The organism is Coprobacter tertius (genome assembly GCF_024330105.1).
Lineage (GTDB): Bacteria > Bacteroidota > Bacteroidia > Bacteroidales > Coprobacteraceae > Coprobacter > Coprobacter tertius.
Genome location: NZ_JANDHW010000014.1, coordinates 20454 through 35587, shown reverse-complemented (window position 1 = coordinate 35587; position 15134 = coordinate 20454). Strand labels below are relative to the sequence as shown.

Annotated in this window: 7 protein-coding genes; 2 read left to right on the top strand and 5 right to left on the bottom strand. The window is 41.3% G+C overall.

Annotation, left to right across the window (positions count from 1 at the left end; genetic code table 11):
- Nucleotides 1-79: 79 nt before the first annotated feature.
- A complete protein-coding gene (locus NMU02_RS11850; protein WP_255028140.1) occupies nucleotides 80-3157 on the bottom strand; it encodes an endo-beta-N-acetylglucosaminidase in 3078 nt (1025 codons plus the stop codon).
- Nucleotides 3158-3691: 534 nt separating this feature from the next.
- On the opposite strand from NMU02_RS11850, the gene NMU02_RS11845 reads away from it, so the two are divergent.
- Both NMU02_RS11845 and NMU02_RS11840 read left to right on the top strand, forming a co-directional pair.
- Entirely contained in the window at nucleotides 3692-4801 is a 1110-nt protein-coding gene (locus tag NMU02_RS11845; RefSeq protein WP_354003119.1) for an MBL fold metallo-hydrolase, read from the top strand.
- A 352-nt stretch (nucleotides 4802-5153) separates the two neighbouring features.
- Nucleotides 5154-6503: a threonine/serine exporter family protein gene (locus NMU02_RS11840; RefSeq protein WP_255028138.1), complete on the top strand. Its 1350-nt coding sequence runs from the start codon at nucleotides 5154-5156 to the stop codon at nucleotides 6501-6503.
- Between the two features lie 566 nt (nucleotides 6504-7069).
- On the opposite strand, the gene NMU02_RS11830 is transcribed toward NMU02_RS11840, so the two are convergent.
- The 4 genes from NMU02_RS11830 to NMU02_RS11815 form a co-directional block, all read right to left on the bottom strand.
- Complete coding sequence (locus NMU02_RS11830) at nucleotides 7070-9343, bottom strand: family 20 glycosylhydrolase (protein ID WP_255028137.1); 2274 nt, start codon at nucleotides 9341-9343, stop codon at nucleotides 7070-7072.
- Between the two features lie 33 nt (nucleotides 9344-9376).
- On the bottom strand, nucleotides 9377-11953 hold the full coding sequence (locus tag NMU02_RS11825; RefSeq protein ID WP_255028136.1) for a glycoside hydrolase family 3 C-terminal domain-containing protein: 2577 nt from the start codon (nucleotides 11951-11953) through the stop codon (nucleotides 9377-9379).
- Nucleotides 11954-11967: 14 nt separating this feature from the next.
- The gene (locus NMU02_RS11820; RefSeq protein WP_255028135.1) at nucleotides 11968-14166 is read right to left on the bottom strand and encodes an alpha-N-acetylglucosaminidase; all 2199 of its coding nucleotides are present in this window, start codon (nucleotides 14164-14166) and stop codon (nucleotides 11968-11970) included.
- Between the two features lie 111 nt (nucleotides 14167-14277).
- A complete protein-coding gene (locus NMU02_RS11815; protein ID WP_255028134.1) occupies nucleotides 14278-15111 on the bottom strand; it encodes an endonuclease/exonuclease/phosphatase family protein in 834 nt (277 codons plus the stop codon).
- Between the last annotated feature and the right edge of the window lie 23 nt (nucleotides 15112-15134).

The window sequence follows — 15134 nt, the reverse complement described above, 5'->3', positions numbered from 1 at the left end:
ACATACTTACAAAAGATAGTAGTGTGACCCAGGAATGACAAACTCTGAAAATGTCAAATCCATACTTATTATTCATCACTTATTTTTTGTATAGTTTCTGGCTTCTGATGACGTTATTGTATTGCATTTTTACAATGTACATACCGGAAGAAAGATCCGAAACATCGAGACTTTGGGGATTGCCGGTAGCGAACTTCACTAATTGTCCGTTCAGGGTATATACCCAAGCTTTCTCCACGTCGTTAAAGAAGATAACGTTGTCGGCCGGGCTGGGGTAGCAGGTAGAGAAACCGGCATATGCCTGCGCCGTTTCGATACTTTGAGGAGGATTATTGGGGTTATCGTCTCTTACGCGGTCGGGTTCGTCGGCTTCGCCTTGGTCATGGAAGTCGGGGGCTACCGGTCTCGACGGATTATTACCTGTGATTTCCACGCCGAAGTCGATCGAGAAACCCTTAACGGTTTCACCGCACGGGCCGGGATGAGGCATCCATGCGTCGGAGAATACGATGCGCAAACGGCTCGGTCCTACAGCTGCATCGGCAGGAATCGTATAGGTAATGGTATTATCTTGTGTCTCAAAAGCCGGGGTTTGTGCTTCGAAAGTTCCCAGATTGAACAGCATTTCGTCTCCGTTCGGCTCAAACGAATGACTCTGATCGAAATCCATATAAGCTTTGCCGAAACAAGACCGCAAGCCGTTTTGTTTATCGAGAGGAGTCGTATCGTATGCCCTGAATGTGAGCGTAATGGTTTGTCCCTGGCTCACTTTCATCACATTATCGGTGGCGTCATAATATTGCGAGCCGTCGGGTTGCGGTTGCGTTTGGGTGGAATAGTTTATATTTTGGTCGGCGCCTTCAGTCTTGAATAAAGTAAGGAAGCGTCTTTCTCGGGCGACATCCGCACCAGCGGAAGTAGAAGGCATGTACGATTCGCAATAGAGTAAATCTTTGTATACCGGCAGATTGGGCGAATCGGAGCGTTCTATTTTCAACCATTCTACGGGCGAGTATGTTTTCATATCTATCGAAGCGGCACGTACGCCGATATAAGGCTCGTCATCGTGGCCTTCGAATTTTATATTACCGGTAAATCCGGTCCAGGAAGAGGAACGGGCTATTTCAGAGATTTTACCGTCGGCGCCGTTTTTGTACATAATTTCGAAGTGGTCGATATTGGCTTCGTCGTTATAGATAAGTCCATAGTCGGCGCGGGCTGCGTTTAGTCCGGTACCATCGACGGCCCAATTCAGTTTCAGTGAAAGCGACCGGGTGGTTTCTTCTTTCACTTCGGCTACCAAACTTCCCGTTTTGATGGGAGCGGGAGCCGCGATGCGGTTATCGCTGAGTTCGAGTTTACCTACCAGCATATTGTAAACTGGGCTGCTTCCTTTTACGCGCAGGCCGATGTATTCGATTACGTCTCCGGTACCGAACCCTGTCATGGGCAGTTCTTTTTCCTGCCATTCCGGTCCTTGGGTATCTCCAACGGGAATTTCGTACCACTGGTCGTTATCGAGTTTTTTGAGGATAACCGAGAGTCCCGAAGCTTGAGTTCCCTGCACGGGAGTCCCTTGCTTAACGGCGATCTTCACCTTGGGTTCCCCATGAGCGACATGGAGTTTGGCCCGGTAAAGAACGACGTCGGTACCTGCCGAAACGGCATTCCCGAAAAGGCGCAGAGCCGCCCCGCCCATGTAAGCATCTTCGTTGGTAAATTCGGGTTGAATATCGGAAGAAACGTTTTTGGTATCGGCATTATAAACGAGCCATCGGTAGGTGGGTACGATATCTTGGTTCCCCATATTGTACCAGCTACCGAAAGTTTTTTTACCTTTATAATTATACCTTTCCCCGTTTCCTAAATTAAAGTAGGTCGTGAACGGAAGATCGCCCTGAATGGCAGTACGTTCGGGTACGAAGGTCGCCAGTCCGCAGAACGTCGATAGCGGTTCTTTATCACCCTCTTTCGTCCAGTTATTGCCTTCATCGTTGATCGGAGGAAGGTTTTGGGGGTTACGGTTACCGCCCGAGAAGGTTCTTTCGAGCAGTTTCTGGTAATTCGACTGGAATTCCATGGCGTCATTCCCCATGTTGTAACTCATAAAGCGGCTTTGGTCGTGTTCACCCCAGAGGCATATACCGCACCGTTTCGAATCTTCGTCTGCATTCAGGCGGCTCCAGCTACGATCCATAGTAACGATCCAAACGCCTGCATAAAGACCGTCTGCGGTTCCCATGTTGCTTTCCGCCGTTTGTACCGAAGAGCCCATATTATAAGAAAAGTCGCCGCCGGCATAATTGAGCATCAGGTCGGTTGTTTTTCCGGTTTCGGTGGTGCCGAACAGGGCTTCCACATTGCGGGCGTTCAGAATCGCACTGGAAGTATAAATCGCGATATGGAAATTATCGAAACCTTTTTCGGCGGCGAGTTTATACAAGGTTTTATGGAAAGCTACAACATCTTCATTATCGTAACTGTTGTCTTCCCAGTTATAGTTAATGCCGTCGGATCCGAAAAACATGAGGCAATTGATCAGCGGTTCGGCATAAGTAAAGGAACCGTCCTCATTTTTTGTGGTAATCAAGTCTGCGTATTCACCGGCACCGCTCCCCGGAGTCCAGCTTTCGAAGAATTTGATACCGCTCATAATGTCGGTACCATTCTTATGGGCGGCATCAATCCAAACGCCGGGCGCCTGGAAGAGACTGTGGTTCCACGACCCGAACAATTTAGTATAGTTCCACATAGAGAATACGTCGTTTCTGAATTCGCTGCTGGGATATCCGCCCAATATTTTCCCCACTCCCATAGGGATATTCATAAATAACTGCCTTTTTTCGTACAATTCGGGATTGAGCTGCTTGTTTTTTTCAATCATGGCCGGTCGCAGGCGGGTATGCGAACGAACGAACTCGATATCTAGGTAGTTAAATCCTGCAGCTTCGAATTCGGCCGGTGTAGGATACATTCGTCCCTGATCGAGGGCATCCTTAAAAAGATTCAGAATAACCTTGTCTTTGAGAAGAGAATAGTCGAAAATTTCGGTCGATGCCGAGGGCGGTGGCGTAGGATCCGTATCCTGCGCCGAAAGAGGCGCTACCCAAAGCAGGCAAACCAAAGCGGCGATGCCTACAGAAGTAAATTTTTTCATGTTGATTTAATTTTAAGTGAATAATTACTGAATAGCCCATGTATAGCGGTTTTCAGTTTTAATAATTATTTATTAATAATAATCCTGAGATAATTTTTATAATTTATCTGTCCGATTTATTCATTCATTAATTTTATTCGGGGTAAAATAAAGGATTGATACATGGTATTATGTGTTTTATTCATAGTAAATTAGATAAATATTTGTTTTCATAATATATTGCATTGCATACAAAATGTGTATTTAGTATATATATTTATAATACATTTAATCTCGAAAGGATACTAATATTGAATAGTAAAAGAGTGTTAAATAATTTATCTGCGTAAATTTTTTCTTCTCTATTTATCCGGTTACGTTAAAAATAAATTCAGAGATAGAGGTAAAAGAATCTGTAATCGGTATGCAAGAAAAACAAGGGCTTTTTATAATTTTGTTTCAGGTAGAAAATTATTTTTTATGATTGAACATTTTTGAGAAGAGTATACCGCACTCTGTTTATGACGGCAGAAAATAAATAACAAAAAGAAAAAAATGAAAATGGCTATAAGCATTGTCTCCGTAATTTTGATACTTCTGATAGCGGCAGGAGTTATTTTTATTCATCAACCGAGTTTCGGGCGACTTCCCCGGGGAGAACGGAAAGAGCGCATCATACAATCTCCCCAATACAGGAACGGCGAATTTCGTAATTATCATGATACGCCGTTAATGACATCGGGGAAAAGCCGTTTTAGAAGCTTGTCGGAGTTTCTGCTCGATAAACCCGAGGGAGTTTATCCCGGGAACATGGTTTCTGCCGTAAAAACAGATCTGAAACATTTACCGGCCGTTCAGGATGTAATGGTATGGTTCGGTCACTCTTCTTATTTGCTTCAATTGTCGGGAAAACGTTTTCTTGTAGATCCGGTATTTTGTATGGCTTCTCCGGTTTCGTTTTTTAATAAACCCTTTCATGGAACCGATATATACGATCCCGAAGATATGCCCGTAATCGATTATCTTGTGATTACGCACGACCATTGGGACCATTTGGACTACCATACGGTAAAACGGTTAAAAGATCGTATCGGGAAAGTCATTTGTCCATTAGGCGTGGGGGAACATTTCGAATACTGGGGTTTCGATAATCGTAAAATCATAGAACTCGATTGGCGGGAAAGCGCATCGTTAGTACCCGGTTTTACGGTATATTGTTTGCCTGCACGCCATTTTTCGGGTAGGGGGCTGATTTCGAACCAAACACTCTGGGCTTCCTTTCTGATCGAGTCTCCTTCGATAAATGTATATATAGGCGGTGATAGCGGGTACGATACTCATTATAAAGAAATAGGAGAACAATACGGTAATATAGATTTGGCGATTCTGGAGAACGGACAATATAGTGAGAATTGGAAATACATACATATGATGCCTTATTATCTGGGGCGCGCCGCCAAAGAATTGAATGCCGGCCAAATAATAACGGTGCACCATTCGAAATATGCATTATCGAAACATCGCTGGGACGAACCGTTGGAAAATGAAAAACGTGCGGCAGCGCAAGATTCCTTGTCTTTGATTATTTCCTGTATCGGAGAAATTATACCGTTGCAATCGGGAAAAAGTCTTTTTAAAGTAGATAACCGAAAAAGTTCCCGGTAATAGTAATCGAAAACCATTCTAATCCAAGGAGGTTTATATTGTTTCCAATCCCCGATATATCGATTTATATGACCGGACCGGCAGGATACCTTACGACAAACCGGAATCTTTTTTATGTGGTATCCGAGATAAAAAAACTTATAACGATTTAATTTCTAATAATAAAAAAATATACTTTGTGAAGCATATAGAAGCTTATTAAAAACATTTTTTACTGAAAATTTATCTCTATATTTGCGCCCGAATCGGCTTCTTGCGAATTTAAATAATCGTGAAAATGAAGACGATAGAATATAAATGGCTGAAAACAAGGATTTAGGCGTGGATGTAATGTTTAAATGAAAGGTGAAAAATGAGAGAGAACACGATGAATGATCAGGAAGTACTCTTGTTGCGCAGGAAATTAGATCTTTTACTTCGTACGGGTAAGTTACTTATGGAAAGCGCCGCTGACACAAATCGAATCGAACGGAATATGAAACGTGTCGCCGCTTTTATGGGAATTCCTGAGGAAAAACTGCATATTGATATTCGTTGGACCATGATTATGGTGAATGTTAGTGATGAAAGGCATTCTTTTTCAAAATTCCAGACTTGTGAGAAACATGGTATCAATATGACTACGATCTCTCAGATAAGCAAACTTTCATGGCGAGCGATCGAACAAGATTATTCTATCGATAAATACGAAGAAGAATTAGGGAAAATAGCCTCGCAACCCCGTAATTACGCGCATAATTTAGTCGCTATAGGAGCGGGTTTTGCCTGCGGAGGGTTCTGTAAACTGTTCGGATGCGACTGGATTGCATTCCTGTTTGCTTCTGTTTGTGCATTCGCCGGGTTTCAGGTACGGGCAAATTGCATCAAATTCGGTATTAACGTATATATGAGTATCGCGATAGCGGCATTCGTATCTACCTGTTTAGCATATGCTTCTTCTTATACCGGATTATCGTCTACTCCCTATCATCCATTACTGGCATGCGCTCTGTTTATCGTCCCGGGTGTACCCTTGATAAATTTTGTGGATGATATGATAGATAACCATTTGCTGATGGGAATTACCCGGGCCGCTAATACGGCAATGATTGTGGGTGCGTTAACGTTTGGCATCGCCTTTGTTATGCGGGTTTTGGGAATGAGCGATGTTGCAATCGACCATAAATTCAGCGAATTGAGCATGGTTCCGCATGACCCTTATTATGTGTATGCGGTTGCAGCTGCAATTGCCGCCGTGGGTTTTTCTATGATATTTAACGTACAGCGACGCTTGCTCTGGGTAGTTGCTTTGGGAGGTATAATTGCTGTGTGTACCCGTAATTTTGTAAACTTCGAATTGGGATTCGGCCCCATAATCGGTTCTTTTATGGGTAGTTTTATAGTAAGTCTTATTGCCGTAAAAGCGGTACACTGGTTTCATGTCCCCAATCATGTACTCACAATACCGTCTGTTATCCCGATGATTCCCGGGGTACTTATGTACCGTTCTTTACTGGCATTTATAAACTTGCACGGAGTAGTAGGGGAGGTAACTATCGCTTTTAATAATGGCATTACATCGGCTTTAATTATTCTTTGCATTTCTTTGGGTGTTGCCATTCCTAATATTTTTGCCCGTCGGTACATTGCCAGAGACCGTCAACTTTATTTGAAACAAGAACTCGAAAAACGACGGATTCGCGGCAAATTTATCGAGTGGTAATAATATCTTATTGTAAAACATACCAGAATAAAAATATCTCCGAAAAAACAGATTATTGAAAAGACGTTTTCACAGAGATATTATTCATATCATACATAAATCCCGTACTTTATCGGGAGTATGATAGAATCTATTTAATTTAAATGTGATGCGCAGCGTCTCATTGCTCATTATATCCATGAAACGGAATATTTCAGACATATTCAGTGGTTTACGTTCTTTTACATACTCTAAAATGATTTTATTTTTATTACGAAAAACGTGTTATTTATTGTATATTCAGATTAACTGAATTGTTTCATTAGAGGTAAAAATTCTAAACTTTGAAAATGTTATATGTGCCTTTAAAACAGTATTTTATAGTAGGAATAAGAGGAAAGAAGCAATAGATATCATAAAACAAGAATGATGCTGTTTTAAATATGCAATACTGTAAACCGTTATTTTTTATTCTCAATATACGATAAACAAAACAGAATTCAGATATTTAATTATCTGAATTCTGTCTCATCATTTAAAACTATAAAAGATTATTATCGGGAAACGCGCCACTTTTTTTACTAACCTTAATGAAAAAGCGAAACCGGTTGTTTCAGCTCTTCCCCTTTTTGTCCGATAATAAATCCTTTATTGTTCCATACCCGTGGAAATCCGCCGATATTATTATTAATAAACAATAAGCGGAATTTATGTTTACCTTTTTCTAAAGCCAAAGAAGTACGGTTATGAGAATGACGTATTAATTTACCGTCATTACTTAAAACGACTTTCCCGTCTATCTGCAGTTCATCCATTTCGGTCGATAAATAATAAACGCCATCACGGGGTACTTCGAAATATCCGGTATAACAAAAGGCTCCTTTATCTTCCAGAGCTGGTTTTAAATTAAAATCTTTTACAATCTCAGGAGATTCCCACCGGACATTTTCAGTGTCTTTCACATAGTAGAAGTCACCGGAGGCATGCGCCAATCGCATTCCAAGTTTTGTCTCTCCTTTATATGCCGGACGTAAATTTTCTTTTACCACATCGATTATACGGGTTCTACTCATTTTACCTGAAGGTAAAAGCGTAGCGATACATACCGTTTGATCATCACTGACGATTATCGGTTTGTTGTACATTTTAGAGTGGGGGGTAGGTTCACTTCCGTCCAAGGTATAAACCATAGGCAGATGACGACTATTAGAGAAACTCAACGTATCGGTTTCGACAATCGCAACATGGTCGGCCATAGGACCCTCCGGCAGCGGTATATGATAATCGATCCGATGCTCGTCTAATCGTACCAGTTGATTGTTTAACCGGCGTTCGAAAGATTTAAAATCCTTTTTCTCCAATGGAGACCATGTCAATTCGGCAATGGCTAATAATCGGGGATAGAGCATATATTCAGTATGAATAGGAGTCGTGGCGTATTCGGTCCACATATTACCCTGTGCTCCCAATACGTGATGACGTAAATCGGCCGGAATTTTCTCCGATGCGGGATTATAATGATATGTTTTACTCAACAATGTTTTAAAATTGATGGTAATAGGTTCTACTTCGATGTTGCCCTGTCCGAAATCGAGATATAACCATTCGGCGGGAGTCATAATCACATCGTGTCCCATAGAAGCAGCTTTAATTCCTCCTTCCTCACCACGCCAAGACATTACTGTTGCAGTGGGAGCTAAACCGCCCTCGAGAATTTCATCCCATCCGATCATGCTCTTACCCTGTTTAAGAAGAATTTTTTCGATGCGATGTATGAAATAGCTTTGTAAGTCGTGTGCGTCTTTTAATTTTTCATCCCGTATGCGTTTCTGACATTTTTCACAAGCATTCCATTTTACTTTCGGACATTCATCACCTCCAATATGAAAAAATTTTCCCGGGAATAAAGGAATTACCTCCTCTAAAACATCTTTAAGAAATTTAAAGGTCTGATCGTTCCCTGCACAGTACACATTTTCTTCTACCCCCCATTTATTCCTAAGTTGAAAAGGACCTCCGGTGCAAGATAACTCGGGATATGCCGTGAGAGCGGCCAATGCATGTCCCGGTAGTTCTACTTCCGGAATAACGGTGATGAATCGCTCGGCTGCATAGGCCACGACATCTTTTATCTGTTCCTGTGTATAATAGCCTTTGTGTATAGAGCCGTCGGCGTTGTAACGAACCGAACCGATTTCAGTCAGTTCGGGATATTTTTTTATTTCGATCGTCCATAAATGGTCATCGGTAAGATGCCAATGAAAACGGTTTAACTTATACATTGCCATTATATCCAACTGCTTTTTTATGAAATCGACATCATGAAAATGACGGCAGACATCGAGCATCATTCCCCGATAAGGATAGGCGGGTTCATCTTGAATAAATACACATGGAAGAATCCATTTAATATCTTTCACGATATTTTCGCTTTCGATTTCCGCAGGTAAAAGTTGCATAATAGTTTGCAGTGCATAAAAAACGCCCTGAACAGATTTAGACTCGATAGATATTTTATGGGGAGTAACGACCAAATTATATCCTTCGTCGTTCATACGTAGAGTTGTATCTAACTTGACCCGGATGCAATTATCCTTTGCCTCTTTCACCAGGTCGAGCCGATGTCCGGTTGAATGACGTATTTTCTCTGCGAAATATTCGGTGACCTTTTTTAAGGTATCGTTGTTTGTAACAAAAACCGTCTTCGAATTCAGTACAAATTCTCCGGCCTGCTGTTTTATCATTTTCGGTTCGGGCAGGATATGAAGGCCCTCATTGTAAGATTTTATTGCCTTTTTACTCTCGCAGGAGAACAACATAATAAAGACAAAAAGTATCAGATAAAAAGATTTAATTCGCATACATTTCAAGTTTTAATAATAACTACAATCTATTTAATTTTCTCCATAATTAACGCGTACATTGATTACCTCCAGATTATCGACCGGTACTTCTATATTCTGATAGCCTTTTTTCTTAAAAGTCAGAATTTCATGGTTCCCCGCTTCAACTTTATATCTCCCTTTTTCATCGCTCTTACCTAACAATTTGCCTGAGCTATTCGCATATATCCTCACGTTATCGATCAGGGTTGCCTGTACGTCTCGTATTTCTCCGCGAATGATTATATTTTTACTACTTTTAACCGTATTCGCAGTTGCTTCGGATGCTGTATATTCAAAATCGCCGACCGCTATTGTTTTTCTTTGAAGAATATTGTCGGAGGCGGCTCCTATTTGTAATTCGAATTCACCGGGTTCGACTACTCTTTTGTTTTCATTATCTACGATATACAAATCTTTTACTGCAACTTTTAGCCCGACAGTTTGAGTATTTCCCGGCATGACCGTTACTTTTTTAAAATCTCGAAGTTGTTTTACGGGGGTAACAACCGTGCTTACTTTATCACGTACATATAATTGAACTACTTCCCGGCCTTGTCTTTTCCCTATGTTTTTAATACCGGCTTTAATATATATAGTATCTGAAAGATTATAATGCTCTTTATCTGTAACTAAAGAATTGTAAACAAAGGATGTATAAGTAAGTCCATGACCGAATGCAAATAGGGGATCGGGACTGGAAAAAACGTAATCTCTACCCGGAGATTCATAACTTCCCGGATTTTTATAAAATCCTTTGTCGGAAGGAAGATAATTGTAATAAACCGGTAAATGGCCGGTACTCCGGGGAAAGGAAAAAGTGAGTCTGCCCGATGGAGATACTTTTCCGAAAAGAATATCGGCAATAGAATTTCCGGCTTGTTCTCCGGCGTACCATTGTGTCAGAATAGCCGGTATATGATCCTTTTCCCAAGAGATGACGAATGGTTTTCCGGTAACCAGAACCAACACAACAGGCGTTCCGGTTGCGTAAACCTCTTTTATTAACCGGTGCTGTACCCCAGTAAGACTCAAATCATTTAAATCGAATCCCTCTCCGCAAGTAGAACTTTTATAATCACGTGCCAAAGCCGCACTCGCACTACCACAAAAAATGATAGCTACATCGCTTTTACGAGCTGCTTCGACTGCATTTTTTATTCCACCGGTATTCAATGATACCAGATCACACCCTTTTTCATAATGTATAGATACTTTATCTTCCAAAAGCTGCCTGATACCGGCTAAAGGGGTAACGCCATCTTTGTTGTTACGACTCCATGTATAATCACCGAATTGTACCTGATCGGCATTGGGGCCTATTACCGCTATAGATTTAAGTTTTTCAGCGTCGAGAGGTAGTATGTTGTTCTCATTTTTCAACAATACGACCGACTCGTCTGCTATTTTTTTAGAAAGTAATATCCCTTCTTTCGGATGCATTTTACTTTGGATATACTGCTCTCCATAAGGGTCTTCGAAAAGCCCCATTTTAAACTTTACATACAATACCCGTCGAACCGATTCGTTCAGAATATCTTCATCCAGTTTTCCTTTTTTAATAAGATTTGCCAGCAGAGGATAGCAGTTACTGGATGCTTCTACATCGAGTCCCGCGGAAAAGGCCTGAAGAGCCGCTTCCTCACCATTACGTGCTGTATGATGGAATGTTTTCAACATTTCTATTGCCCCCCAATCGGAGTATACATATCCTTTAAACCCAAACTGATTACGAAGTACTTCGGTCAGTAAATATTCAGAAGCGGAATTCGGGATACGATTCCATGAATTGTAAGTAGACATAACCGCAAGAACCGGGGTGTTTTTAATCACCATTTCGAAAGGTTTAAGGTATACTTCGTGTAAATCGCGAAGTCCGCATTCTACCGAAGCCAGATTTAATCCGCTGAGCGGGTTACCGTGCGGGCCGTAATGTTTCAGCATCGGCGAGATACCATTATCCAAATAACCTTCAACTTCTGCTATTCCGAATAAACCGCAAAGAAAAGGATCTTCTCCATAAGATTCTTCAACGCGACCCCACCGTAAATCGCGTACTACATCGATACAAGGGGCCAATACCTGATGCATTCCCTGCGCATGCAAATCTTTTGTTATCATGGCAGCCTTGCGATAGGCCAGTTCGGGATTGAAGGTACTGCCAAGAGCCACGTTCTGCGGATAAATGACAGAACCTTCATGTACAGAGCCATGTAACGATTCCGCCACTGTGAATATCGGTATTCCGAGCCGGGTTTCCTCTACCATAAATTTCTGTATCGCTTGCATATTTTTACGGCAATTTGCACCCGTAAGCGGAAAGCCTTCTACAAACCCCCATCCCCATCCTTTTGAAAATGATTTCAACTTTTCTATATCCAATGTTTGACCATCGAATATATTCCAGGAATGAATATGTCTGATTTGCGCGATTTTTTCCTCTAAGGTCATTCGCTTTAAAAGGTCGTCGACTCTTTCTTGTATCGGCAACTGTGACTGTTTGTATGGCGGTTCTTGGGCGAATACAGATATTCCCGTCAGGAATAGGCAACCGCATAACAACAATCGGGATATACTTTCTTTTATCATGAATATGTTCGCTTTCAATTTTTCTGGTAATTTTGTTCTATTTCTGTATGGTAACGTTTATAAAGATCCTCAACGACTGCAATAGTTCCTTCCGGATTTTCACGGGTAAGGTAGGTCGAATTGGCAAGCACCCATTCCTGTTCCATTTTGGAATAATCGGGATACGGCATTTTTCCCCCGTATAACAGGCCGGTTTTATAGGTCACATAAGCTTCCCAACGAGGAAGATAGAAATCGGTCAGCAATCCGCTCCATTCTTTGTTCGCATAGTCGTGTAAATCTGTATCCGTATCTGTCCAGGTCGTAATCTGCCTCTTGGCATTGGTGACAAATCGTCTTTTTTCTTCGGGAGAGCATCCCGCTTTTTCCGCGTCAGCCAACCAAGTGCCTAACATAAATTCTTTACGAGTGGTAAGTAATCGGTCTACGTCTTTTATAATATCCAGAAATTTCCCGCTATACACCATAAATCGTTTTTTATCTTTTTTCTGGAAAGCCTGTGTCATTTCTTTATGTAAATATTTGGCATAATCGGACAATACCTGTCGAGTGACATCCGTCAGATCATATTCATAAGTATCAGAATGATCGAATCTTTTTCGTGACTGATAAAGTAGTTCCCAAGCTTTTACAATCTTCATGGGATCATAAAAGAGCTCGGTAGTTCCCCAAGCCGAAGCATGCTTAATCGTATCTGCTGGACGGGCACAGATATAAGACTCAACAGGTCCCCCGATTTGGTTATGGCATTCGTAAATTGATTCGGATAATAATTTCCAGGCTTTTTTACAATTATTATCTTCTGTTCCATAGCGATAATAAGTATAGTTGTCGATCCATTCGGGAATGTGTATACTATCGGTGCGCCAAGCCATGTCATACACCATATCATATACAACGGGAAGGGTACCGATTCCTTCGGGAGCCGTGCCGATGCCGCACAAATTTTTCCCCATGGGATGATGTTTGGCGAAGACAGGCCCCGAGGCATAACTGCTCATTATTCCATGTAACCCTGTTTTCCCTCCGAAGTTGGGTAAGGCGCACCATATCCATTGATGGTTCAGGTGTCCTTCCGGTTTATAAAAGAAGGAAGTTTTTATTCCTCCCCATTGCGGACGTTCGCAGGCCATCAAATCGAGAATAATAACTTCGCCGGGTTTAAGCCCTTCTATCAGCTCTTTTGCAGGATTACGCTGCCACCCCTGAAGCACCCATATGGCTTGCGGGTTTACTTTACGCATTGATTGTAAAATTTTTTGCGCGGCGAGTTTCACATCGATTCCTTCTGAGGTTCCGCCCTCATGAAAAGGATCGCCGCCAAAAAACTGCGCTTCACCGAATAATTTTTTTTGTTCGTCATAGTAAATTGCGGCAATCTTTTCGAAAAGCGGATCGGTAGGATCCAGGAAGGCCGGACGTTGAAAAGTACACCACTTTCCTTGCGATTTAATACGGGCATCGGGATATTTTTCTTTCAGGGCATTGGGTACCATACCGTAAAATCCCTGAAATACAGGTTTCATTCCCAACTCCCGCATCCGTTTCAGCATTTTGTGTTGCAGATCTGTTTGCCGTGCTATAAATTCCGGTGTGACCGGTCCACCGAAACCTTCCAGATTACCCATAAGCCACCAGGCTTCATAACCGGCTCCCGGTAAAAACTTACGTATTTCATCTTCATTAAAGTTCAGCCTTCGCAAAGTATTCTGCCATACCGCATATTGGCCGTAAACGGCGACTAATGGCATGTTGATACCTTGAAGAGCCATTCTATCGATTTCTTTCTCCCATTGTTTCCAGTCCCAAAAAGCCATCGAATAACTGTAGGTACAATAATTTAAATAGTAGCGATAGGGGAAAGAAGCCGAAATTTTTATTTTTTCTCTCACCGGAGGCAGAGGAACCGGTAATTCCGATAAATTATTCCCGCACCAAGATACCGATTTATGACAATAATTTCTCAAATAGTGATTTAATCCACGAGCTATAGATATACCGTTATTTCCTCTTATGACAATCTTGTTGTCTTCTGTTTGCTCCAATTCGAAAAAATCGGACTCGGAAGGAACCTTCTCGAAGATAAAAAAAGAAGCTGCATTATCCGGTAATAACCGTTTTGCTAACTCATAACAGGGATTATCAGATTCAACAGAGGATGAACATCCGTATACGGTAGTAAATATAAGCAGGGATAAAAGTACTTTTCGCATTAGAATTTAATTTGTTAATTCAATTTTCATGATTTTCAGAGGTTGTCTTTACCGGTTTTTATAATTTTTACCGGGGTACGCGACAATACAGTATAAGAAAAGAATGAAAATTTATAGTTTTACATCGACAAAAACAGGATAATGATCGGATAAGGTTGCTGTATCGACAATTTTACCATCTACAGTAAGATGGCGCAAAATATGTGTTTGAACAATTTTAACCGTAGAAGATTTTTTGTTTTTCATTAATAGAATATAATCAATCAAAGCCCCGGAATCGATTCTTCCCGGTATGGAATTTCCGACAGTATCGCTGATAATAGTAAAGTTTTTCGACCACACCGGGAATGATATGCCTCCATGAGGCCAACGGTGAGAATCATTTAAATCACCGGCAAGAAATACCGGTTTATCCTTCTTTTTAATCCGATCAGATACGGTTTGTGCTCCTTCGCAGCGTTTTTCATCATTCAGATCGGAATGTGTACCGATAAAAATGAACTTTTCTAAATCGACAACTATTGCGACTCTGGTTTCATCGCCCGGTAAATGAATGTACTGTACATTTTTTACCGGCAAATTCTTTTTAACTAATACTCCGCATCCAATACTGCCCTTATCGAACGGAGCCGCATTGCCATAATAGGGGACATAACCGCTACCGCTTGCATCGGCGATTTCTTTTAAAAGATAGCGGGATCCTCTGCCTATGGCAGCGCTATCCAATTCTTGTAAAGCGATAACATCCGCATCTAAGGCCCTGATTACATCGGCCAGATTCTTGATATTTTCTTTTGTTAATTCACCAGGATCGGTAGCTCCTTTACAATAATGAGTATTATAACTAAGTAAGCGTATTACCTCATTCTCCTTATTGTAATTCTGAGCATTTATAGGAAAAAATAATAATGATGCTATTGTGATTCCCCACAGTTTTTGTGACATAATTCTCATTGGCTTAAAATATA